The following is a 21,737-nucleotide window of genomic DNA, read 5'->3' as shown; positions in this document are numbered from 1 at the left end:
CCGGCACTCTCCGTCAGGACAGAAACGATTCCGGGAACACCGGCGTGTCGGCCTCAAGCACGGCGCGGTCAAGGTGACAGGCCAGGCCGTGCCCGTCCCTGAACACCATGTCAGGCTGCACGGAGGCGCACGCTTCGCACTGGGTGCGGTAGCAGCGCGTGCGGAAGCGGCAGCCCGAAGGCGGATTCGCCGGGCTGGGAATCTGCCCTTCCAGAAGAATGCTCTGATGCGGCTGCGGGATGCAGGGCAGGGAAATGGAGGACAGAAGAGCCTTGGTATAGGGATGATACGGCGGCTGGAACACCTGATCGGTGCTCCCCACTTCCACGAGTCTGCCGAGGTACATCACCGCAATGCGCTGGGATATCTCGCGCACGGCGGAAAGGTCGTGGGAAATGAACAGATAGGAGGTCTGGAACTCCCGCTGCAGATCCTGAAGCAGGTTGATGATGGAAGCCTGCACCGATACGTCGAGCGCCGAGGTCACCTCGTCGCACACCACAAAGGAGGGATGCACGGCAAAGGCCCGGGCAATGGCCACGCGCTGCTTTTCGCCGCCGCTCAGCTGATGGGGCTTGCGGTAGAGATAGGTGCGCGGCAGAGACACCATGTCGAGCAGCCGGAAGCAGCGTTTTTCCAGCTCGGCGCGGCCGGAGGCTATGCCGTGCAGAAGCAGCGGACGCGAAAGGATGGTGTAGAGGCTGTGGCGCGGGTTCAGCGAGGAATCCGGGCTCTGAAACACGATCTGTATGGACTTGCACAGGCTCTGGCTGTGCTTGTGGGTGATGTCCTCCCCCTTGTAGAAAATGGAACCGCCCGTGGCCTCGGTGAGGCGCAGGATGGTCTTGCCGAGGGTGCTCTTGCCGCAGCCCGATTCCCCCACCACGCCCAGCGTTTCCCCGGGCATGATGGAGAAGGACACGTCGTCCAGCGCGTACACGCAGCGGGGCGCGCGCCGGAGCAGCCTGTCGGTGAAGGTGCTGTGCTCATAGTATTTTTTAAGGTTCCGCACTTCGAGAAGCGGCTCGGAACAGGCCACGCCCTCCTCGTCGTGGCACACGCACTCCTCCACCGTGCCCGTGGCAAAGGAAAGAGGCGCCCCTGCGTGATGGCAGAAGACGCGGTGTTCCACACCGTCTTCCGAAGGAATGAGGCGCACCTCGGGCAGAGAGGAGCAGCATTCCCCGGCCACGGAGCAGCGCGGCGCAAAGGCGCATCCCGGAGGCAGGGAAATGAGGTTGGGCAGAAGCCCGGGCATGGAATAGCCCTTGTGCTTTCTGTCCATCTCTATGCTGGGAATGCTGTGCATGAGCCCCTGGGTATAGGGGTGCGCAGGATGACGGAACATGGTTTCCCGCGAACCTTCCTCCACCAGCGACCCGGCGTAGATGACGCCCACCCTGTCCGCAAGGCGGGCCACGATGCCCATGTCGTGGGTGATGTAGAGAATGGCCACGTCCATGCGGGAGCGTATGTCTTCCAGAAGGCGCAGGAACTGGATTTCCGTGGTCACGTCGAGCGCCGTGGTGGGCTCGTCCATGATGATGAGGTCGGGGTGACTGAGCAGGGCCTGCGCAATGGTGATGCGCTGCTTCTGCCCGCCGGAAATCTGGTGCGGGTAGCGTTCGAGAATGCGCTTCGGATCCGGGATATTGATGGCCTCAAGCATGGCAAGGGCGCGCTCCTCCGCTTCCGCGCGGCTGATGCCCTCGTGATAGATGATGCCTTCGGTGAGCTGTTCGCCTATGGTATAGCAGGGGTTGGCGGCCGTGTGCGGGTTCTGGAACACCATGCCCACATGCTTGCCGCGCAGTTTCTCCAGCTGGGCGTGGTTATAGCCTGTGATGTCCTCGCCGTTGAAGAGAATACGGCCGCTGTCAATGCTGCCGTTGGCGGGCAGGTAGCCCATGGAGGCAAAGGCCAGGGTGCTCTTGCCGGAGCCGGATTCGCCGATGAGGGCATAGCATTCCCCGCGCCGCACCTCCAAAGAGACATGGCGCACCGCGCGCACCTTGCCGTTGATGGTCTTGAAGGAAATGGAAACGTCGTCCAGAGAAAGAATGGGACCGGCCATCACACCCTCCCCAGTTCGCGCGGGTCGAGAATGTCGCGCAGACCGTCACCCAGGAGGTTGAAGGAAATGGTGGTGAAGGCAATGGCGAGTATGGGCCACACGATGAGCATGGGCGCCTCGAAGATGTACTCGCGCGCCGAACCGATGATGAGACCCCAGTCGGGGGTGGGCGGCTGCGTGCCGAGACCGAGGAAGCTCAGAGAAGAGGCCGTGAGGATGACGAAGCCCACCTTGATGCTCGCTTCCACGATGATGGGCTGCACGGCGTTGGGCAGAAGTTCCACAAGAAGGATGTACCAGGTGCGTTCACCCCGCGCCTTAGCCGCCTCGATGAATTCCTCGCCGCGCACGTTGAGGCACGAACTTCGTGCCACGCGCGCGGTTTTTGGTATGCCCGTGATGCTGATGGCCACAATGACGTTGACGATGCTCGAACCCAGCATGGAAAGGATGAGCAGCGCAAAGAGAATGCCGGGGAAGGCCATGAGTATGTCCATGGCGCGCATGATGAGCTCGTCGGCGCGGCCGCCGAGGTAGCCGCTGGTCAGCCCGATGAGCCCGCCGGCCACGGCGCAGACCAGGGTGACGCTGAGGCCTATGCCCAGCGAGGTGCGCGTGCCGAGGATGATGCGGCTGAACACGTCGCGGCCGTATTCATCCGTGCCCATGACGTGTTCCACGCTGGGCGGGGCGAAGCGTTCCCGGGGGTTCAGCTTGAGCGGATCATGGGGCGCGATGAAGGGCGCGAAAATCGCCACGATGAGAAGAATGGAAACCAGCACGCTGCCCACCATGGCCGAAGGATAGCGCCGCAGCGTGGAAAAAACGGTACGAATGCACGACATGTTCCTGCTCCCCTAGGAATGATAACGGATGCGCGGATTGACCAGACCGTAGGCGAGGTCGGCCAGGAAATTGACCAGGCAGTACACGCAGGCCACGGTAAGCACGGTGGCCTGAAGCAGCGGCACGTCGCGGCTGGTCACGGCGTAGACGATGAGGCGGCCTATGCCCGGATAGGCGAAGACTTCCTCGATGACCACCACGCTGCCGATGAGGTAGCCCACATCCAGCGCAAGCACGGTGATGGTGGGCATGAGCGCGTTGCGCAGCGCGTGCTTGAACACCACCATGGTGTTGCTCAGGCCGCGCAGGCGGGCGCTGCGTACATAGTCGGACTGCATGACGTGTATCATTTCCGAACGGGTCTGACGCATGATGTGGGCGATGAGCACGATGACCAGCGTCATCACGGGCAGGACGATGTGGGAAAGGGCCTTCGGCACGTCTTCGGAAAAGGGGACGTAGCCTGCGGAGGGGAAGAGGTTGAGCACGGGGCCGGCAAGGGCGATGATGAGCAGCGAGCCCGTGGCGAATTCCGGCACGGAAATGCCGATGTAGGAGCTCACCTGTATGATGCGGTCCACGGCGCTGTTGCGGCGAAGGGCCGCAAACACGCCGAGGGGAATGGCGATGATGGTCACGATCACGATGCTGAAGGCGGCCAGAATGGCGGAATTCTTCAGACGGAACAGCAGCAGGGGCAGTATGGGCTGATCCATGGAAAGGGCATGGCCGAAGTTGCCGTGCAGCACGCCCCATATCCATCTGCCGTACTGCTCGTAGAAGGGCAGGTTCAGGCCCATCTGTTCCTCAAGAGCGCGCAGCGCGTCATCCGTGGCGAATTCCCCGAGGATGACCTGGGCGAGATTGCCGGGAAGAACCATGGTGATGGCGAAAATGATGATGGAAATGCAAAAAAGTGTGACAAGCATGAAACAGAAGCGTTTCAGGATATAAACCGGACTCATGTTCTCCCCTTTTCCGCCCTTGGCGCCGGGCGCGGCGGGGGCGGGCGCATGCGCCCGCCTCCGGGCCTGGGCTGTCAGCTCAGCCAGACGTTTTCAATGGTGAAGAAGGTATTTCTCGGATTGCGCACGATGCCGTTGACCTTGCTCTGATAGGCGGAGACAAGGTCGAGGAAGAAGGGCACGCAGGAGGGCACTTCCTCATACAGCAGTTCCTGGCAGTCGGCGAAGGCCTTGCGCTGCTTTTCCGGATCAAGCTGCTGGCGGGCCTGAAGCACGAGCTGGTCGAACTTCTTGTTGTTCCAGCGCGTTTCGTTCCACGAGGCGTCGGAGGTGTAGAGCAGCTGGAAGAGCGCGTCCTCGCAGGACTGCATGTTGTAGAAGCCCACATAGAAATTGGCCTTCTTCCAGTACTGGTCGAGGAAGGTGCTGTAATCCACATGCTGCAGCCTGATCTTCACGCCGATCTGGGCCGCGCACTGCTGCAGCACGATGCCGAGCTTGCCGCGCACCGCGGGCACGGCGGCAATGTACATGGGAATGGTGCTGCCAGAGCGGAATCCGGCCTCGGAGAGCAGACGGGCGGCCTTGTCCAGATCCTGCTTGCGTTCGGGAAGCTGATGGTAGAAGGGATATTCCGGAGAAACGGGGTTGTCGTTGCCTATGCGGCCGAAGCCCTCAAGGCACATGTCGAGGGCCATCTGCCTGTCGAGGGAAAGGCTTATGGCCTGACGCACGCGCATATCCGTGAAGGGCTTCATGTCGCAGCCGTACACCACGCTGGGGAACTGGCCGCTGCCCGTGCGCGTCACCACGATGCCCGCTTCCTTGAGCTTGGCAAGCTGGCTGATGTTGGCTTCGAGCACCCAGTCGCTCTGACCGGTGAGCAGCGCGTTGGTTTCCGCCACGGAATCGGGGAAGATGAGCATCTGCACTTCGTCGAGGTAGGGCTTGTCCCCGTCGAAGTAGTCCGGGTTGCGGTCGAAGATGACATGCGTGCCGGGCACATATTCACGCAGCTTGAAGGGGCCGCTGCCGCATCCTTTTGTGGCGAGGGAGGCATAGTCGCCTTCCAGCACTTCCTTAGGGCAGATCTTCATGCAGGGGTAGGCCATGGACTGCGGCAGGAAGGAGAAGGGATAGGCCGTCACCACGCGGACGGTGTACTTGTCCTCCACATCCACGGAGGTGATGGGGCCTATGTTCTTGCGGCCGGGGGAGGCGGTTTCCGGATCCAGCACCTTGCGGATGGAGGCCACGGCGTCGTCGGCGGTGACTTCCTTGCCGTTCTGGAAGCGCACGCCCTTGCGCAGACGGAAGCGCCAGGTCACGGCGTCGGAGCTTTCCCAGCTTTCGGCCAGATCGGGCACGGCCTTGAGTTCGTGGGAGAGCTTGACAAGCCCGCTGTACATGAGTTCGCCCTGCATGTATTCCGAAAGGTTCACATGCCGGTAGGGGTTCAGAGACTTCAGCTCACGGCTCACGCTCACGCGGAGCGTGCCGCCCCGTTTGGGGGCGTTCGCCAGAGCAAGACCGGGCACTCCGCACAGGGTCACCGCAGCCGCTCCCGCGGCCATGCCTTTAAGGAAGGTGCGGCGGGAAAAGCGATTGTTCTCAAATAGGTACATGGAAGCCTCCAGTATGGAGAAACACGCCTTCCGGGGCGGTTCTCCCTGTCCGGAACCCTTTTCCCCGCCCCATGCGGAGAGGGCGTTCCGGGTCCTTCATCCCCTGACGGGGCCGTGCCTCGGGCACGAGAAACAGGTGGGCCGGATCTTGCGGCCCGGCGGCATTTCCGCCCGGAGGGGCCCCCCGGGCAGGCGCTCCCGCGCCGCTCAGGGCGCAGGAGGCCGGTGCACGCTACGCGCCGAAGGGAATGCCGAAGGCGCTGTAGAATTCTTCTTCAAAGAGCTTTCTCGGCCGCGGGTCGCTGTAGCAGGCCCAGATGGCGGCGCCGGGGCCGTCGGGCGCAAAGTCGAGCGGCGTGTTGGCCACGGCAAAGGCGCGGTCGAAGCTTCTGCCCAGCGCGGCGGCGCGGGCCTTGAGATAGCCGGCAAAGTCGGCGGCGAACTCGCGCACGGCCGCACGCATGCAGGCCTCGCCCCGTTCGCCGTAGGCGTCGAGCATCACCACCACGATGTTCTGAACGATGCGCACGCAGAGCATGGTGAAGCCGTCATGGGCCGTCACCGGTTCCAGAGGCTTCACCCTGGCGGGATCAAAATCAGGGTCGAATTCGGCAAAGGCTTCCTTTCTCTCCTCAGGCGTGAGGTTGCCGGGGCGCAGATACACGGAAAAACGGCAGAAGGAATCGTTCTGCGTGAGGGTCTGGCTCAGGTTCGTCTGGGAATGGGGGGCGTAGGCGCCGAACTTGGCGTGATGGAATTCCTCGCAGTAGAGACGGCCGAGACGCAGCCCGTCCATGCTGCGCCACATTTCCGCAATGGGGCAGACCAGAGTTTCGGAAAAGCGTTCCTGCGCCGTGAGGCGTATCTTGTTGCGGCGGAAACGCGGATCGCCGGGCAGATCGCCGTGCCCGAAAAGGTTTTCCATGTTGAGCTTGAGCCCGGCCTTCTTATGCTTTTCGCGCTGGGCGAGGCCGCGGTCGATGCCGAACTGGCGCACGGCTGCACGCAGCAGCGGTTCCCCGTCGATGCCGAATTCCCGGTCCGCCGCCGTGGCGAGATGCAGGTAAAGCTTCGACCATGCGTCCTGATAACTGGCGATCTCAAGTTCCTGTTCTCTTGTCATGCCTTCCCTTCTCCTGGTTGAAAAAAAGACGGCCTTATGGCCCTATTACCTTATTTCATTAGAGTATTAGTATAAGTCGTTAAAAAACACATCCCTCTTCTTGTCAACGCTTCCGCCAAGTTCTCTGGACGAAAAACCGCCCTCTTCCCCCCGCTCACGGGGGAAAAAACGCGCCCCAAAAGCCGCGAAATCCGCGTGGAGAAAGGCCTTTTTCCGGATGCGGCCCTCCGGGAAAAAAAATGAATATTGTCGACATGCAACCAGCGGAAAAACAGCCGCCTCCCCCTTCCGGGTACAAAAAAAACCGCCCTCCCGGAACGGGAAAGGCGGAAAAACATGGGCAGGCGGTGGGGAAATCGGCCCCGCCCTTCGGAAAAGGGCCGGTTTCCGTCCGATGCCTGTGTGTCTTCTACTTCTCAAGTCTGGCGACTTCGGCGCGGATGCTGTTCAGAAGATCGGCGGGAATATCCGGGAACTGCTTGTACAGGTCCTTGGTCTCCTCCTTCCAGAGCGCCACTTCCTCGGGCTTCATTTCCGTGACCACGAGGCCCTTTTCCTTCATGGCGTCGAGGCTCGTGACATCGTTTTCAATGAGCAGCTCACGCGAACGCTTGCAGTACATGTCCGCCGCTTCCTCGAACACCTTCTTCACGTCCTGGGGGAGCTTGTTCCACCATGCGGTGGAAACCATGAGCAGATGCGGCACATAGATGTGGCGGCTCATGAAGGCATGATTGGCCTTTTCATACCAGCGGTTGGTGAACTGGCCGGGAATATCCACGTCCGTACCGTCGATGACGCCCTGCTGAAGGCTGGTATAGATTTCCGTGACTGGCATGGGCACGGAGCTGATGCCGAAGGCCTCGAGCGCGGCGATGTGCACGGGGGAACCGGAGGCGCGTATCTTCTTGCCCTTGAGGTCGTTTGCACTGTTGACCGGAGTGGTGGTGAACAGCACGCGGGAACCGTAGTGCAGGAAGCGGAGCATGGTCACGGAAGGATTGCTGGTATCGGCGAGAAGCTTTTTGCCCACGGGGCCGGAGAGTATCTCATCGGCGATGTCCTGATTCGGGAACAGATACGGCAGATCGAAGATCTTGAAGGCGGGCACGAACTTGCAGATGTTGGAGGGGCCTTCCACCACCATGTGGACGGTACCGAGGCGCATTCCCTGATAGCAGGTTTCCATGGTGCCGAGCTTGGAGCTCGGGTAGATGTCGAGCACATACTCGCCGCCGGTCTTTTCCTCAATGAACTTCTTCATCTCCTCCATGGCCACCACGAGAGGATGCGAGGTGTTGCCGTGGGTGGTGATCTTGACGTGCTTCGCCGCCAGGGCGGGGGCGGAGTATCCCAGAACCAGGCCGAAGGCCGCCATGCAGCCGACAATAAGGGAAGGGGTAAGATGTTTCACGATGACCTCCTCATAAGGTTGGATCAGAGCAGGAACAGGGCGAACTGGGGCATGTACACCAGCACATAGTAGATGATCAGCATGACCCAGACGTAGGGCAGAATGGCGCGGCTCAGTGCGGCGAAGGGAATGTCGCTGAGCCCGCACCCCACATAGAGGTTGAGTCCCACGGGCGGCGTGATGTTGCCCACCACGGTGCCGAAGACCATGATGACGCCGAAGTGCACGGGATCCATGCCGCAGGCCGCGACCACGGGCAGGAGAATGGGCGTCATGAGCAGAATGATGGAACCGGGTTCCATGAAGGTGCCCAGAATGAGAATGAGCGTGGCCACCAGGAAGAACTGCACATGGGCGTTGGTGGATATGGAGGCGAACATGTCGGCCACCACGGCGTCGGCGTTCTGGCTGACCAGAAGAATACCCATGGCGGTGGCCATGATGATGACGTAGAAGATCATGCCCGTGGTCTTGATGGTGGAGGTGAAGATTTCCACCACCTTCCGGGGCGTCATGGTCTTGTTGATGAAGGTTTCTGCCAGGAGTGCGTACACGGCCGCCACCACACCGGCTTCGGTGGGGGTGGTGATGCCCGTGTAGATGCCGCCGAGCACGATGAAGGGAACGATGAGCGCCCACTTGGCGTTCCACGCCGCGGTGAGGCGTTCCCGGGCCGTGGCCCTGGGAGCCTTGATGCCGTAGTGATGCCTTGCGGATATCCAGGCGGAAATCACCATGAAGGCCACGCCGGTGACGATGCCGGGCAATATGCCGCCGATGAACAGGTCACTGATGGAACAGCCTGCCGTCGCACCGAAGATGATGGCGGGAGTACTCGGGGGAATGAGCGCGCCGAGGCAGCCCGAGGCGCTGTTCACCGAAGTTGCAAAGGTTTTGGAATAGCCTTCCTTTTCCATGGGCGGGATGAGTATGCCGCCGACGGCCGCCGTGGTGGCGGGCGGAGAACCGCAGAGCGCTCCGTAGAACAGACAGGTGAGCACGGAAACCAGGGAAAGACCGCCGGTGATGTGCCTTACCAGCGTGCTTGCAAAATCCAGCAGCGCGCGGGCCATGCTTCCCCGCTGCATGATATCGCCGGCAAGTACGAAGAACGGCAGAGCCATGAGGGGAAAGGAATCAAAGGTATCGTAGCATTTCTGCACGAGCAGAGCGAAGGGAATGTCGTTGTACCAGCAGGCTGCAAGTACCGCAACGCCGATGGCCGTGCCTATGTGCAGCGTGAGGGCGAGCCCCCCGAGCAGCAGACAGAAAAGAAGTATGAGGGATGGATCCATGTCGCTCAGTCTCCTGTTTTCTCATTTTTCAGCACGGCGATCATGTTGAGGATCGCATAGAACGCCGAAAGCCATATACAAAGCGGTATGGGTATCCATGTTATGTAAATGGGCACGGGCATGGAGGAAGCCATATAGTTCATGGCCTTCACCTCCCATATCATCTGATAGGAGAGATACCCGAGCAGCAGCATGAAGGCCGCCGTGCAGCCCAGGGAAAACAGACGGAGAATCTTCTGCACGCCGCGGGGACTGTAGGTGAGCAGCAGATCCACGCACAGATGCCTGTCACCGCGCATGGTGAGCGCGATGCCGACATAGGCCAGCGCGATGAACATGAACCGGCACAGTTCTTCCGGCCACGGCAGTGCATGGGAGAACACATACCGCATGACCACCTGGAGAAACGCCACGAAAACCAGTATGCCCAGAGACGCTACTCCCAGCAGAATCACGCACCGATCCACATATTTGGTGATGAGATGTAACACGCCTACCTCCAGAAAAAACGGACAAGAAACACCTTGGACGGTATGAACGATACAAGCAATGTTCCGCAGTCTCCTCCTGTTCCGGTTGAACTCCCGCACAGCAGCCCCGGGCGGAGGCCCGCCCGGCCAGTTTCGTTATGGCAGGGCTTCCACACGCGGCTTTACCCTGGACTGTGCAAATTCCGTGCCAATAAACGCCCTTCCCTGCCCCTTTTCCCCGGAACCTGCGAAAGAATTCGCCTTCCTTCCGGGAAAAAAGCGTTTGTCACTTTTTGAACGAATCAAAAAATGTCCCTGTTTTTAAGGAAATTTTTTAAGCATGGACAATTTTGCCTCACTTGTCAGTGATTATTAACCTGTTATTATTCTTATAATAAATGATTTTTCCTCTCAAAGTGAAGCATTTATGTCCTCCTCCTGGATGAGGCAAATTTGACAAGCCCCTCCGGGCATGTTAATTTCACCCTACCGGAGAAGGCGGTTTCCACCTTATAAAAGTACCTTTATTCTTTTATTATTTTTATATCCTTCCGCGGGCCTTCTCTCCCCCTTCTCCCCGGCCCTCCCCATCTGCCGCAACATCTTGCTTAACAATGGAACAAGGGAATATTCTGAGGCAGAAATACCTCATTTTCAGGAAGGAGCGTCGCCATGACGGACTCAGAGCAGTTCAACACCGTTTTTTCTTCCGGCTTCCGGACACTTCTCGACGCTCAGAATTTCGGCGTCTGGATTCTCAACGCCCGGGGAGACGTGCTCTACATCAACCCTTCGGGCATGAAGGCCATCGGCGTCGAACGCCTGGAAGATGTGCTCATGAACAACACGGTGACCATGTCGGAACTGGGCTATTCCACCAGCCGCAACATGGAACAGGTGCTGAAGACCCACAAGCCCATCTGTCAGAAGGACGTGCTCACCCGCACGGGGGAACTTGCGGACATAGCCACCTATCCCATTCTGGACGAAAACGGAGACATCGCCTTCATCATCGCCTTCAACATCTACAAGGGAGCCATGCAGTTTGCGCAGGACGCGCTGCTGGCCCAGCAGATAGCCTCGCATCTTCTGCAGTCCTCCTATCATTCGGACGGATTCATCGTGGAGAGCGAGGAAATGAAGGCCGTCATGAAAATCGTTTCCCGCGTGGCCGACAGGGATGCCACCGTTCTGCTCATCGGCGAATCCGGCGTGGGCAAGGACGGCATAGCCGGCATCATTCACAAGCTTTCACCGCGCAGTTCCGGGCCGTATGTGCCCATCAACTGTTCCGCCATCCCGGAAAATCTTCTGGAATCGGAGCTGTTCGGCTATGAGAAGGGGGCGTTCACGGGCGCGACCACCTCGCGCATGGGGCTTCTGGAAATGGCCAACAAGGGCACGGTGTTTCTGGACGAGATAGGCGACCTGTCGCCCACGGTACAGGTGAAGCTTCTGCGCACGCTCCAGAACCGTTCCATCATGCGCCTGGGCAGCAAGAAGGCCATCAATCTGGACGTGCGCTTCATCACGGCCACCAATCAGCATCTGGAAAAGCTGGTGGAGGAAGGCCGCTTCCGCGAGGATTTCTACTACCGCATCAACGTGATAAAAATAGAAATCCCTCCTCTGCGCAGAAGAAAGGCCGACATTATGCCCCTGTGCCGCCACTTTGCGGAAAAGTTTGAAAAAAAGTACAAGGAAAAGAAGTACTTTTCCCGCATGACGGAACGCATGCTCATGGAATATCCCTGGCCCGGCAACATACGCGAGCTGGAAAACACGGTGGAACAGGCGCTGACCTTCTGCCCGTATTCCATCGTCAGCCCCAACTATCTCCCCTCGAAGATACGGCAGAACTACAAGGCCCCGCGCCAGACGGAATTCCCCACGCTGCGCGCGGCCGTGCAGGAATGCGAAAAGGCGCTGCTCCGGGAAGTGATCCGGAGCTGCGGCTCCTCCCGCAAGGCCGCAAGAGTGCTCGGCGTGGACCAGAAGACCGTGCTGCGGAAAATGAAGCAGCACGGCCTGAGCTGGCCTTCCGACAACCAGGAGTGAAAAAGACCGGGAGCGCCCTTCTCCGGCGGTCCCGGCCGGAATGCGGCACAAGCGCCTCTGCCCTGCGGAGCCTTGGGAAAGCGCCGCGCACAATAAAAAATACTCCGGCGGACGCATCTCTTCGCGTCCGCCGGAGCGTTTCCGCCCGGCAGGCGGAAAGGCCGGGCGTGAGCATGCCTTTCCGGGCGCGGCGGCGTATTCCGCCCTGCGCCCGGCAGCAGGGGTGTGCCTACATGAAGGTCACCACGGGATCGGGCCTGTGCGGCAGTTTGAGGAAGTTCTCGTCCGGGTAGCCTACCATGAGCGCGGCATAGGCTTCACAGCCTTCGGGCACGGCAACGCTTTTCAGGCTTCCCTGCCGGGTGAGGGCAAGAATGCTGCCCGCCCAGCACGAGGCCACGCCCTGCGCATACAGGGCGAGGGAAAGGTAGGTGGCGGCCGAAACACAGTCCGCCTCCCCGTACACATGTTCGGGCGCACAGGCCAGTACGATGCAGGGCGCGTAACGCAGCAGGGAATCCACGCCCTTCAGGTAATTTTCGTAATGACTGCGCGAAGTGACATCTTCGGCATGTTCATAGTAGGGAAGCATTTCCTGAAGCAGGCGTTCCCTGTTCGCAGGTTCGGTAATGACCACCCAGCGCACGGGATGCGCCCCTCTTGCGGAAGGCGCGTAGTTGGCCGCGTCCAGGGCCTTTTCCAGCACTTCCCGGGGCACCTCCCGCGAGGAATAGGCTCCCACGGAGCGCTTGCTCTTGAGAAAGAGCATGAGCGCGTCGGGGGAAAGGCCCAGATTTGCCGGAAGTTCCGGCAAGGAGGCGGAGGGCACGCCGTCCAGCACTATGGCCTCGCCCGGGCACACGGCCGTGCAGTGGCCGCAGTGCATGCACAGCGGAAGCAGGTTCTGATCTATTTCTATTTTTCCCTTGCCCCCCATCCTGAAAATATAACGCCGGCATGCACTGACGCAGCATTCGCAGGACAGACATCTGTCGTGAAGGATTTCAATTCCCATGCGGTGCTCCCTTGCAGGTTGAAAGGATATGCCCCGCCCGGCGGACCGCTCCGGAAGGGATGCGGTTCCGCCATTTCCATGCCCGGGCGGGAGGGCTTCTGCTCCATATTCTAGCGCTTTTCAGCGCACATGAGTTCCACAAGTCTGCCCACGTCGGGGCACTGTTCCAGGTTCAGCGCCATGTCGATGATGCAGTCCTGCCTTTCGCGGCCGAACGGCATGCGGGCATGTTCCGCACAGTCGCGGAACTTGCGCTGCATGCTCTCCATGTCGGGAAGCGTGTCGGGCATACCCGTCAGTCTGCGGCAGGTATGGGAGGCCGTGGTTCCGTCGACATAGGTGATGGTCATGGTCACGGGGGTCATGTCCATGGGAGGGGCGCTTCTGTCCACGCTCATGGTCGTTTTCGCGGCCACGGCGGCCACGGCGGCATCGCGCGTGCCCTCGGGCGTGAAGTCCTCCAGGCGGGCCGTACCGCGGCAGAGCCCCAGAGCACCGCACCATGCGGAACTCAGGATGCTTTCCACCACGATGTTGCCGGAAATTTCCGCATAGGGCTTTCCGGCCACGGACCAGGTGATTTCCGGCATGTCGATGTGAATGGAACGAATACGCTCAAGATCGGCCTTCCCCTGCTCCCGCAGGGCTATGCCGCATTCCAGGGCTCCGGCGCAGTCGCGGGCGCAGGGGAAGGGCTTGATGCCGATGTTCATGACATCCCAGTCGCTGCCGAGACCGTCCAGCATGGCCTTGCGGTCGTACTGCCCCGATTCGTAAAGATTCATGTAGCCGTAGCGGCCCTCAAGCACGTTTTTCGCGCCGGTAAAGCCCTTTTTCACCAGCATGCATGCGGTGAGCGCCCCGCGCACGCCGAAGGCGGGATGCATTCTTTTCACCAGCGCGCCGTCGATATTGGACTGAAGCGTGGTGGACACCTGGGCGTACATGATGCCGAAGGCGTCCACAAGCTCCTCTACCGAAAGCCCCAGAAGCTTGCCCGCCACGGCCGTGGCGCCGAAATAGGCCATGGTGCCGGTATGGGTGAAGCGGGCCAGGCCCGTGCAGGAACGACCGATGCGGCCCATGACTTCCGCCCCGAGAATGACGGCCTCAAGGAGCTTCTCTCCCGAACAGCCGCCCAGGCTCTCCGCCACGGCGAGCGCCGTGGAAAGGCAGGTGCAGTGCGAATGCAGGAAGGCGTCGTCGTTGGTGTCGTCGAAGTCCAGGGCCTGAAACATGGTCGCATTGACCATGCCCGCATACATGGGATGCACCTTTTCCCCGAACACCAGCATGGTGCTGCGCGCGGGGCCGCCCATTTCCTTCGCCCACTGGGCAAGTTCCGCCACGCCGGGGGCGGAAGAACCGGCAAGACCCACGCCCAGCGTATCCATGATGATGAGCTTGTCGTGCTCCAGCACCCGCCCGGGTATGTCGCTGAATGTGGTCCGGCGGATAAATTCGGCAAGTTCCAAAATCGCGTCCATGTCTTTTCTCCAAAGAGCGGAACGCAGGGGAAAAGCCCCCCACGAAACCGGATGATAACGTGAAAGCCGCGCCCCTGGCTAGATTTCCTTTATCCTGCGGCCGCCGGTCTCCGGACGGCCATGGCCGGGAAAGTCCATGGCCGTCCGGAGAAAAGGCGCGGGGTGCGCACCGCGCCTCTCCGGCATGCCGGACAGTGCGGCAGTCTAAAGCTGCAGCAGCCGCGCGGCGTTCTCGTACATGTTCAGGCGCAGAGCCTCATCCGTGAAGCCGAGCCGGGTCCACAGTTCGTAGCTCTGCTTTATGCCCCGCACGGGGTAGCTGCTGGCGTAAAGCATGCGGTACTTGAGGATGTGGTTGCCTGCGTTCACGATGTTGTCCACGCCGCACATGCCCGGAAGATAGGCGTAGCAGTCGGGCAGAAGGTAAATGTTCCGGTGCACCATGGCCACGCCCATGAGCCCGTCGATGAAGGGCCAGCAGGCATGGGGCACGATGATGGTCAGGCGCGGGAAGCGTATGGCCACACGTTCTATGCGCAGCGGATCGGCATAGCTCATGTCCGGCACATAAATGCCGCTCTGCATGATGGAAACGATGATGCCGTGTTCTTCGCAGTACCGATAGACGGGGTCGATCTCGGCATCGTCGGAATGCAGAGGGGGCGTGCTGAAGCTCGGGTCGATGCACACGCCCTTGAAGCCCTTTCTGCCCACATATTCCTCAATGGTTTCCACGGCATGGGGATCCCGCGGCTCAATGGCCACAAAGGCCTGGAAGATATCGGGATACATCTTCGTCAGTTCCAGGGAGTCGGCATTCACCGAACCGCCGTGGGATACGCCCGTTTCGCTGATACGCCCCATGAGCACGGCCTTTGTCACGCCCACTTCCGCCATTTCCTCCATGAGCAGCGGCACGGAATGCTGATCGGCGGAAGGAATGGCTTCGCGGCCCATGGTGCTGAACATTTCCTCCTCGGGGCGTTCGGGCTTGTCCCAGGCATGGCCGAAGATGGCGAGGTTCAGATTGCTCTTGAACGGAGGACGCACACGGAAATCAATAATCATGGAACAGCTCCTTGTTGAAAACCTGCCGGGGCAGGGTTGGGGCGGCTTCGCCGCGAAGCGCCCGGCGACGCACGGACCGTGCACGGCACATCCGGCGTCATGAAAGAACACGTCGACGACCCGCCCTGCGGTACGGCCGGAGCCGGGGCGTCGCTGCCGGCCGGGCCGGAAGAGGCCCGGCGGAAAGACTGTGAAACTACAGCTGCGAGGCGCAGAGGAAACCGTCGTGCACGGCCTGAAGCACGTTGGCACTGCCGCGCGCATCACCGATGACGGAAACCTGACCGAAGGCCCGACGCATGGCGTCCGCAAGGCCCGTGCGGGGAGCATAGCCTGCCGCAATGACCACGGCTTCCGCGGCATGGAAGGCTTCCGACGTGCGGACGCCCTCCTTCGTGATGCACTCGATGTTCACGCCGGTCCGCACATCGACGGCGTACTTCTTCAGCATGTCATGGATATGCTCCACGCAGGTGGCGCCCGCCTCGCGGGCCACGGCGTCGAGCTTTTCCAGAATGGTCACCTTCACCCCTTTTGCGGCAAGAAAATGCGCGGTCTCCACCCCCACGAGCCCCCCGCCGATGATGACGGCGGAAGCCCCGGGGAAACGCCGCCCTGCCAGCACGTCTTCAGCAGGCATCACGCACGGCAGATCCGCGCCGGGGATGGGCGGAATGGTCTGCTGCGCGCCGGTGGCGATGACCACATGGTCGGGGGAGACTTCGGCAATGTCTTCGGGCGAACGCACCTCGCGCCGGATGATGCGCACCCCGGCCTTGTCGAGCTGCGTCTTCAGATAGGAAGAGAACAGAAGAAAACTGTCCTTTTCCGGCGGAGCTGCGATGAGGGAAAGCTTGCCCCCCGTCTCGCCCCTTTCAAACAGCGTGACGTTGTGGCCGCGCATGGCGGCCACGCGGGCGGTCTCCATGCCTGCCGGGCCTGCGCCCACGATGGCCACGTTCTTTTTCACTTCTGCCGGCAGAATGCGGCGTTCCCGCTCAAAGGAGGCCCGGGCGTTGAGCATGCAGCCCACGCTTTCCCCCCGGAACAGAGCGTCGCAGCAGCCCTGATTGCAGGCCACGCAGTAGCGGATATCCTCCGGCCTGCCGTCGCGTATTTTTTCCACCAGGCCCGGATCGGCAATGAGGCCGCGCCCCACGGCCACCATGTCGGCCAGACCTTCGGCCACGCAGCGTTCCAGCAGCGCCGCGTCGTTGAGCCTGCCCGCCACGATGACGGGCACGGAAAGCAGCTTCTTCAGCGTTGCGGCATAGGGAATGAGAAAGCCCTGCGGCACGAACATGGGCTGAATGCTGGTATGGATGGATTCATAGCAGCCTGCGGTGACGCTCACCGCCTGCGCGCCCGCTTCCTGCGCCAGAAGGCATATCTTCTTCACTTCCTCAAACGTGAGTCCGTCTTCAAGAAATTCGGAAACGGAAATGCGTATGGTCACGGGTACCCGGCCTTCCGCCGCCCGGATGACCTCCCGGAGCACGGCAAGGGGGAAACGGCAGCGGTTTTCGAGGCTGCCCCCGTATTCGTCGGTGCGCCTGTTGGAATGCGGGGAAAGAAAACTCGCCAGCAGATAGCCGTGGGCGAAGTGCACTTCCAGCAGATCGAAACCCGCCTTTACGGCGCGGCGCGCGCCATCGCCGAACTTCCGCACCAGATCCGGCAGTTCGGAAGCCTCAAGCGCACGGGGATGATTGCCGAGAAGAGGACAGGGCAGCGCCGAGGGCGCCACGGGGCAAAGGCCCGTCGTCGCCTCCGTGGCCTGCCTGCCGGCATGATACAGCTGCGCCCCTATGCGGCCGCCTTCGGCATGGATTCTTGCACAGAGACTGGTCAGACCGGGCACGAAGCGGTCGTCATAAATGCCTATCTGCGCCGGAAGCCCCGCCCCTTCCGGGGAAACGGCGACGGAACCGGTCATGATGAGGGCCACGCCCCGGCGCGCACGTTCGGCAAAAAACTCCGTCAGCCTGTCGCTGACCATGCCCCCCACATGGGCCATGCCGTTTTCCATGGGCGACATCATGAAACGATTCTTCAACGTCAGCGCGCCGATGGAAACAGGGGTGAATAGCGTCTGCATAAAACAACCTCGGACATCTTGTGAAACTGGCATTTTTCTTTAAGCAAAATGCGTGCCATAATAATTTTCACAAATAATTCCAATATGTTTTATTGCACTTTTTTCAGGGTAAAAAAACGGCTTCCGCCGCCGGGCGCGCTTGTCCCCGGGGCGCCTCCCCCTTCCGGGTACAAAAAAGCCGCCCTCCCGGAACGGGAAAGGCGGAAAAACATGGACAGGCGGTGGGGAAAACAAGGCGCGAAAAAGGCGGGAAACGTCCCCTCGCACGGAACGTTCCTTCCCGGAGCCGGGTCCGCCTTTTCTCCGGCAAAAAACACGGCCCCATACCGCCCCTGACGGCCGGAAAACGGCCCGGCACGTTTCGGCGCGCCTCCCGGCCCGGGGAACAGCCCGGCCTTGCCTCCGGGACACGCCCCGCAGGGAAGCGATGCCCGGAGCAGACAGAGAAGCGGCCGCCCTTCCCGGACATGCGGGCCGTGCCCGGCTCCGCAAAAGGCGCATTAACGCAAAAGAGCCGCAGACTTACGTCTGCTGCTCCTGCTTGCTGACTGGTGCCCAGGGGGAGACTCGAACTCCCACGCCATTCGGCGCTACCACCTCAAGATAGTGTGTCTACCAATTCCACCACCTGGGCACAGCTGTTCTTCTATAAAAAACGCCGGGCTTTGGCAAGTCTTTTTCCACCACTTTTTTCATTTTTCTGCCGAAGGCGCTTCCGCACCCCGGAAAAAGCGGCATGAAACGCCCCCCGGCACGTCGTGCCAGGCCCAAATTCCCGGGCAGAGCGCCTTCCGGCCACGTCTGCCGACGGGGCCCGCGCCTTCTGCCGCAGGGGCCCCTGCCCGGCATCCGGATAAAACAAAAGGGCGCAGAAAGCTCTGCGCCCTTTTGGGAACCGGACACCCGGCAACAACCGTTACCGTTGCTTCCTTTCGGACCTGGCGGGGTTGGCGGCGCGACCGCCGTCCGGTTCCCTGAAATCGTTGCTGAACAATGACTCTATACCGGAAGGCCCCCCTTGTCAAGTTCCGGCCGGGCCTGCCCCCGCTTCCCGGAGGGCGGCGCGCCTTTCCCGCGCTGTTCCGGCCGGGGCCGGAAAAACGATGCCTGAGACGACCCGCCCGGCACAGCGGCCCGCCCCTGAAGGCAGAACCCTTTAAAAGGACAGGGGGCGGAAACGGCATCTCATCCGTCTTCACCCCCAGTCGCCCTTCGCACCGCTCCGGCGCGGCTCAAAGCATTTCCCTGAAAGCGCCGGCAGGCCGCCGGCACGGGTCATGGTGTCGGATACGTCACAACACCTTGTCCCGCCCTCTTCTTTTCTGCGTACAGGCGCCCGGCCTCACTCCGTGAGACCTGCGTGCCCGGAGCGCCTCTCCTGAGCAGGCCACGCGCCCCCCCCTGTTTTTCGCAGAGAGCCGGAAAAACCGCGTAACGCGCCGCGTCCGCACGGATGTTTCCGTCTGCGGGCAGAAAAGCTTCCAGGGCGGGCCTTCCTGAAGGAAGACGGAGAAGGCTTGCCCCGTCAGATTCTGCGTTCCCTCTCGCCGCTCTGACCGCCTTCCAGTACGGAAACGCCCATCTGTCCGCCCGAAGGCTGCGCCTGGAATGCGCCGGGCGTGACATGCGGCGCTTCCGCTCTGCTCGACACCAGCGCATAGCCGAGCTTGCCCGCCATGTATTCCAGCGGCTTGGTATCGCCCGTCTGCAACATGATCTGCAACAGCGTTTCCGCGCCGAGCTTCGCACCCGTATCATAGGGATTCACCTCACGCAGAAGCGTGGAGTACGGCTTGCCTATGGCCTTTGCCAGATCTTTGGCAGGCACGGGATTGTCAAGAACCAGATTATGAATAAGTGTGGAAAGCTCTGATACCATAAAAACCTCCTTGCTGTTCCAAAAACCTTTCTGTCTGTTCAGCACTCTGACGCTTTCCTAAGGAAATGATACAAAAACACCGGTATCAGTGTATTCCATGTTTGATACTTTCCGTCAAGAAAAACACAATAAAAAATAATACATTTCAATGTTATAGAAACAGAAAGAAAAAATGCGGAATAATAATTCACTCCGCCGTTCCCCAGAGTACGCATATATTCACGCTTATGCCTTCATCATCCGTATTGCATTCCGACTTGCAACTTTTTTTCGCATGGCTTAAAAGGGATGAATACCCTTTCACCTTCGGAGGGTCTGCCACGCCATGATGACGATTCGTGCCTTTTCCCTGTTCCGGCGATTCTTCCTGCTGTTTCTGTGCGCGGCTGTCGCCACTCTTGCGACGGGCTGCGGCAAGCAGACCTATCGCCCGACCTATACTCAGAACCGCGCAGTCACCGGCAGCGGCGCGGCCATTGCCGCCACCGCCAAAAGTCAGCTCGGGCGGCCCTATGTTTCCGGCGGCTCCTCTCCTTCCCGGGGTTTTGACTGCTCGGGCCTCGTCTACTGGGTCTGCGCCCGAAACGGCATCGACGTGCCGCGCATCAGCCGCGATCAGGCCTCCGCAGGCAGGCGCATCAAGCGCAGCAATCTCCGCCCCGGCGACATCGTGGTCTTCAAAATCCCCCGCTCCGGCTACCACACCGGCATCTACATCGGGCAGAGCAACTTTGTGCACAGCCCCAAACCCCGGGCCCGCGTCCGCATCGAATCGCTGAAGGTCAACTACTGGGACCGCTACTATGTGACGGCCCGCCGCGTGGCCCGGCGCTGATTCATTCCCCGGAAGGCTTCCCCTGCGCCCGTTCCAGGCGCATGCCCATGAGGCGCGCCATGTATTCCAGAGGCCGCACGTCGCGGCTGACTTCCATGATGCGCAAAAGCGTATCCGCGCCCAGCTTCGCGCCCCTGTCGTAGGGATTCACCTCCCGCATCAGGGCCGGATAGGTCTTGCCCACCTGACGGGCAAGCATCTGAATGCCGCACGGGGCACTGATCACCACGTCCTGAACCAGGAAGGAAAAATCTCTCAGAACCATAAGAGCACCCCCAAAAACATTCCGTTTTTCCATTATTATCAATAAACCTATATATTTTACTAAGAGCATTGTAAATTATAAAGATGTTAGATTTTATTATTTTGTAATTATTGAATTATTTTGCGTATAAACATATACATGAAATTACCTTCCCCTTTCTGAAAATACCGGCATCGGTATACCCGTATTCTTTGCGGATCACCAATATTTTTTCATGCTGATACAGGATATTATCGCGTTATTATGAAACAGGGAGGAAAAATCCGCCTCTCTGTCGGCCGCACAGGGCCGTGCACGCCGAGGACTCGGTATTTTTCCCCTTTGCAGGCCTTTTTCCCGCGCTGCGGACAGGGCCGCATCCCCCTTCCCCTGCTTTTCCCCCGCTCCGCCCCCTTTTCTGCCGGAAAACGCGGCCGTCCGCGCCCTGCACGGCCCGCCTTTTGCCCGGAAGACACGGAAAAAAACGGTATACCGCCGGCCTGACGTTTTTACGGCCCTGGGACCGGCTTCCGGCACAGACGGAACAGGCCGCCGAAGGCTCCCGCCCCGTGGGATCCCTCTTCTGCTTCCGCTTACGGCTCTGGAGACAAAAGCCCCCGCATCCTTGGGGGCCGGACAGGCGCAGGTCATCAGAAGCAGCGTTCGGAAGGCTCCCGCCCGTGGGGGGGCCCTGCCGGAAAAAATGCAGGCACAGAAAAAAGTCCTGCAGAAGCCCGGTTCCCATCCTTATATAAGAGAGAAGAAAAAATCCGACAGACTCCGCCCCCCATCTCCCCCAAACGCCCCGCCCTGCAAAAAAAATGCGCGTCCGGTATGCCGGACCTGGGGAAGGGACGACGGGCGCCCCTGAGTCTTCCCTGACTGATGGAGCCCCGGCATACGCTATCGCGCCCTCTTTGCCGGGCCTCCGGGCAGGCCTCCGCCCTTCCTGCACTCTGCACCGCTCCCGTGCCCTGTCTGCATGCTCCGCGCAGCATAAGGGCCTGCGCCGGGGCCGCGCGGTATCCCGCACCCTCCGCAGAACGGCTTCCCGGCTCTGTTCCATGGGTGCGGCAGGGGAACACAGGGCCGCGCTCCCCGCCTCCCGTTTTTTCTCAAAAAAAGCCCGACTCCGGAAAACGGAGGGAAACAGACAGGCTCCGCCCCCCCATCTCCCCCAAACGCCCCGCCCTGCAAAAAAAATGCGCGTCCGGTATGCCGGACCTGGGGAAGGGACGACG

Annotated in this window: 16 protein-coding genes, 1 tRNA gene and 1 other RNA gene; 2 read left to right on the top strand and 16 right to left on the bottom strand. The window is 60.6% G+C overall.

What is annotated here, in order from left to right:
* Positions 1-13: 13 nt before the first annotated feature.
* The 8 genes from Q0K07_RS04345 to Q0K07_RS04310 form a co-directional block, all read right to left on the bottom strand.
* On the bottom strand, positions 14-2,074 hold the full coding sequence (locus Q0K07_RS04345) for an ABC transporter ATP-binding protein (protein ID WP_294556919.1): 2,061 nt from the start codon (positions 2,072-2,074) through the stop codon (positions 14-16).
* Positions 2,074-2,919 carry an ABC transporter permease gene (locus tag Q0K07_RS04340; protein ID WP_294556916.1) on the bottom strand — a complete coding sequence of 282 codons (846 nt, stop codon included), beginning with the start codon at positions 2,917-2,919 and terminating at the stop codon, positions 2,074-2,076. The genes Q0K07_RS04345 and Q0K07_RS04340 overlap by 1 nt, the downstream gene beginning before the upstream one ends.
* A 12-nt stretch (positions 2,920-2,931) precedes the next feature.
* Entirely contained in the window at positions 2,932-3,885 is a 954-nt protein-coding gene (locus Q0K07_RS04335; protein ID WP_294556913.1) for an ABC transporter permease, read from the bottom strand.
* 74 nt (positions 3,886-3,959) lie between these two features.
* Complete coding sequence (locus Q0K07_RS04330) at positions 3,960-5,510, bottom strand: ABC transporter substrate-binding protein (protein WP_294556910.1); 1,551 nt, start codon at positions 5,508-5,510, stop codon at positions 3,960-3,962.
* A gap of 232 nt (positions 5,511-5,742) precedes the next feature.
* Positions 5,743-6,633, bottom strand: a complete 891-nt coding sequence (locus Q0K07_RS04325; protein ID WP_294556907.1) for an L-2-amino-thiazoline-4-carboxylic acid hydrolase — start codon at positions 6,631-6,633, stop codon at positions 5,743-5,745.
* 409 nt (positions 6,634-7,042) lie between these two features.
* Positions 7,043-8,047: a TRAP transporter substrate-binding protein gene (locus tag Q0K07_RS04320; RefSeq protein WP_294556904.1), complete on the bottom strand. Its 1,005-nt coding sequence runs from the start codon at positions 8,045-8,047 to the stop codon at positions 7,043-7,045.
* Positions 8,048-8,070: 23 nt separating this feature from the next.
* Positions 8,071-9,342 (bottom strand): TRAP transporter large permease, encoded by a 1,272-nt coding sequence (locus tag Q0K07_RS04315; RefSeq protein ID WP_294556901.1) that lies wholly within the window; start codon positions 9,340-9,342, stop codon positions 8,071-8,073.
* A gap of 5 nt (positions 9,343-9,347) precedes the next feature.
* Positions 9,348-9,833 carry a TRAP transporter small permease gene (locus tag Q0K07_RS04310; protein ID WP_294556898.1) on the bottom strand — a complete coding sequence of 162 codons (486 nt, stop codon included), beginning with the start codon at positions 9,831-9,833 and terminating at the stop codon, positions 9,348-9,350.
* A 651-nt stretch (positions 9,834-10,484) separates the two neighbouring features.
* Here Q0K07_RS04310 and Q0K07_RS04305 point away from each other — a divergent pair.
* Complete coding sequence (locus Q0K07_RS04305; RefSeq protein ID WP_294556895.1) at positions 10,485-11,870, top strand: sigma 54-interacting transcriptional regulator; 1,386 nt, start codon at positions 10,485-10,487, stop codon at positions 11,868-11,870.
* A gap of 229 nt (positions 11,871-12,099) precedes the next feature.
* Here the strand turns inward: Q0K07_RS04305 and Q0K07_RS04300 are convergent, their stop codons facing one another.
* The 7 genes from Q0K07_RS04300 to Q0K07_RS04270 form a co-directional block, all read right to left on the bottom strand.
* Entirely contained in the window at positions 12,100-12,885 is a 786-nt protein-coding gene (locus Q0K07_RS04300; RefSeq protein ID WP_294556892.1) for a nitroreductase family protein, read from the bottom strand.
* Between the two features lie 110 nt (positions 12,886-12,995).
* Positions 12,996-14,372, bottom strand: coding sequence for an MmgE/PrpD family protein (locus Q0K07_RS04295; protein ID WP_294556889.1), 1,377 nt, complete (start codon positions 14,370-14,372; stop codon positions 12,996-12,998).
* Between the two features lie 204 nt (positions 14,373-14,576).
* Positions 14,577-15,440, bottom strand: a complete 864-nt coding sequence (locus Q0K07_RS04290; RefSeq protein ID WP_294556886.1) for an amidohydrolase family protein — start codon at positions 15,438-15,440, stop codon at positions 14,577-14,579.
* 196 nt (positions 15,441-15,636) lie between these two features.
* Positions 15,637-17,538, bottom strand: coding sequence for an NAD(P)/FAD-dependent oxidoreductase (locus tag Q0K07_RS04285; RefSeq protein ID WP_294556883.1), 1,902 nt, complete (start codon positions 17,536-17,538; stop codon positions 15,637-15,639).
* A 549-nt stretch (positions 17,539-18,087) separates the two neighbouring features.
* Positions 18,088-18,172: transfer RNA gene (locus Q0K07_RS04280), tRNA-Leu, on the bottom strand.
* Between the two features lie 249 nt (positions 18,173-18,421).
* Positions 18,422-18,517, bottom strand: an RNA gene (gene ffs, locus Q0K07_RS04275) — signal recognition particle sRNA small type.
* A 546-nt stretch (positions 18,518-19,063) separates the two neighbouring features.
* Positions 19,064-19,417 (bottom strand): phage regulatory CII family protein, encoded by a 354-nt coding sequence (locus Q0K07_RS04270; protein WP_294556880.1) that lies wholly within the window; start codon positions 19,415-19,417, stop codon positions 19,064-19,066.
* A 325-nt stretch (positions 19,418-19,742) separates the two neighbouring features.
* On the opposite strand from Q0K07_RS04270, the gene Q0K07_RS04265 reads away from it, so the two are divergent.
* A complete protein-coding gene (locus Q0K07_RS04265; RefSeq protein WP_294556877.1) occupies positions 19,743-20,252 on the top strand; it encodes a C40 family peptidase in 510 nt (169 codons plus the stop codon).
* A 1-nt stretch (position 20,253) separates the two neighbouring features.
* Here Q0K07_RS04265 and Q0K07_RS04260 read toward each other — a convergent pair whose 3' ends face one another.
* Entirely contained in the window at positions 20,254-20,517 is a 264-nt protein-coding gene (locus Q0K07_RS04260) for a phage regulatory CII family protein (protein WP_294556876.1), read from the bottom strand.
* Between the last annotated feature and the right edge of the window lie 1,220 nt (positions 20,518-21,737).

This window comes from uncultured Mailhella sp., from assembly GCF_944324615.1.
Taxonomy (GTDB): Bacteria; Desulfobacterota; Desulfovibrionia; order Desulfovibrionales; family Desulfovibrionaceae; genus Mailhella.
This window is presented reverse-complemented; position numbering and strand designations above follow the sequence as displayed.

Bases quoted from the DNA above. Each gene is read 5' to 3' on its own strand.
- Q0K07_RS04345 (WP_294556919.1), bottom strand. From the start codon at position 2,074: ATGGCCGGTCCCATTCTTTCTCTGGACGACGTTTCCATTTCCTTCAAG.
- Q0K07_RS04340 (WP_294556916.1), bottom strand. From the start codon at position 2,919: ATGTCGTGCATTCGTACCGTTTTTTCCACGCTGCGGCGCTATCCTTCG.
- Q0K07_RS04335 (WP_294556913.1), bottom strand. From the start codon at position 3,885: ATGAGTCCGGTTTATATCCTGAAACGCTTCTGTTTCATGCTTGTCACA.
- Q0K07_RS04330 (WP_294556910.1), bottom strand. From the start codon at position 5,510: ATGTACCTATTTGAGAACAATCGCTTTTCCCGCCGCACCTTCCTTAAA.
- Q0K07_RS04325 (WP_294556907.1), bottom strand. From the start codon at position 6,633: ATGACAAGAGAACAGGAACTTGAGATCGCCAGTTATCAGGACGCATGG.
- Q0K07_RS04315 (WP_294556901.1), bottom strand. From the start codon at position 9,342: ATGGATCCATCCCTCATACTTCTTTTCTGTCTGCTGCTCGGGGGGCTC.
- Q0K07_RS04305 (WP_294556895.1), top strand. From the start codon at position 10,485: ATGACGGACTCAGAGCAGTTCAACACCGTTTTTTCTTCCGGCTTCCGG.
- Q0K07_RS04300 (WP_294556892.1), bottom strand. From the start codon at position 12,885: ATGGGAATTGAAATCCTTCACGACAGATGTCTGTCCTGCGAATGCTGC.
- Q0K07_RS04295 (WP_294556889.1), bottom strand. From the start codon at position 14,372: ATGGACGCGATTTTGGAACTTGCCGAATTTATCCGCCGGACCACATTC.
- Q0K07_RS04290 (WP_294556886.1), bottom strand. From the start codon at position 15,440: ATGATTATTGATTTCCGTGTGCGTCCTCCGTTCAAGAGCAATCTGAAC.
- Q0K07_RS04285 (WP_294556883.1), bottom strand. From the start codon at position 17,538: ATGCAGACGCTATTCACCCCTGTTTCCATCGGCGCGCTGACGTTGAAG.
- Q0K07_RS04270 (WP_294556880.1), bottom strand. From the start codon at position 19,417: ATGGTATCAGAGCTTTCCACACTTATTCATAATCTGGTTCTTGACAAT.
- Q0K07_RS04265 (WP_294556877.1), top strand. From the start codon at position 19,743: ATGATGACGATTCGTGCCTTTTCCCTGTTCCGGCGATTCTTCCTGCTG.
- Q0K07_RS04260 (WP_294556876.1), bottom strand. From the start codon at position 20,517: ATGGTTCTGAGAGATTTTTCCTTCCTGGTTCAGGACGTGGTGATCAGT.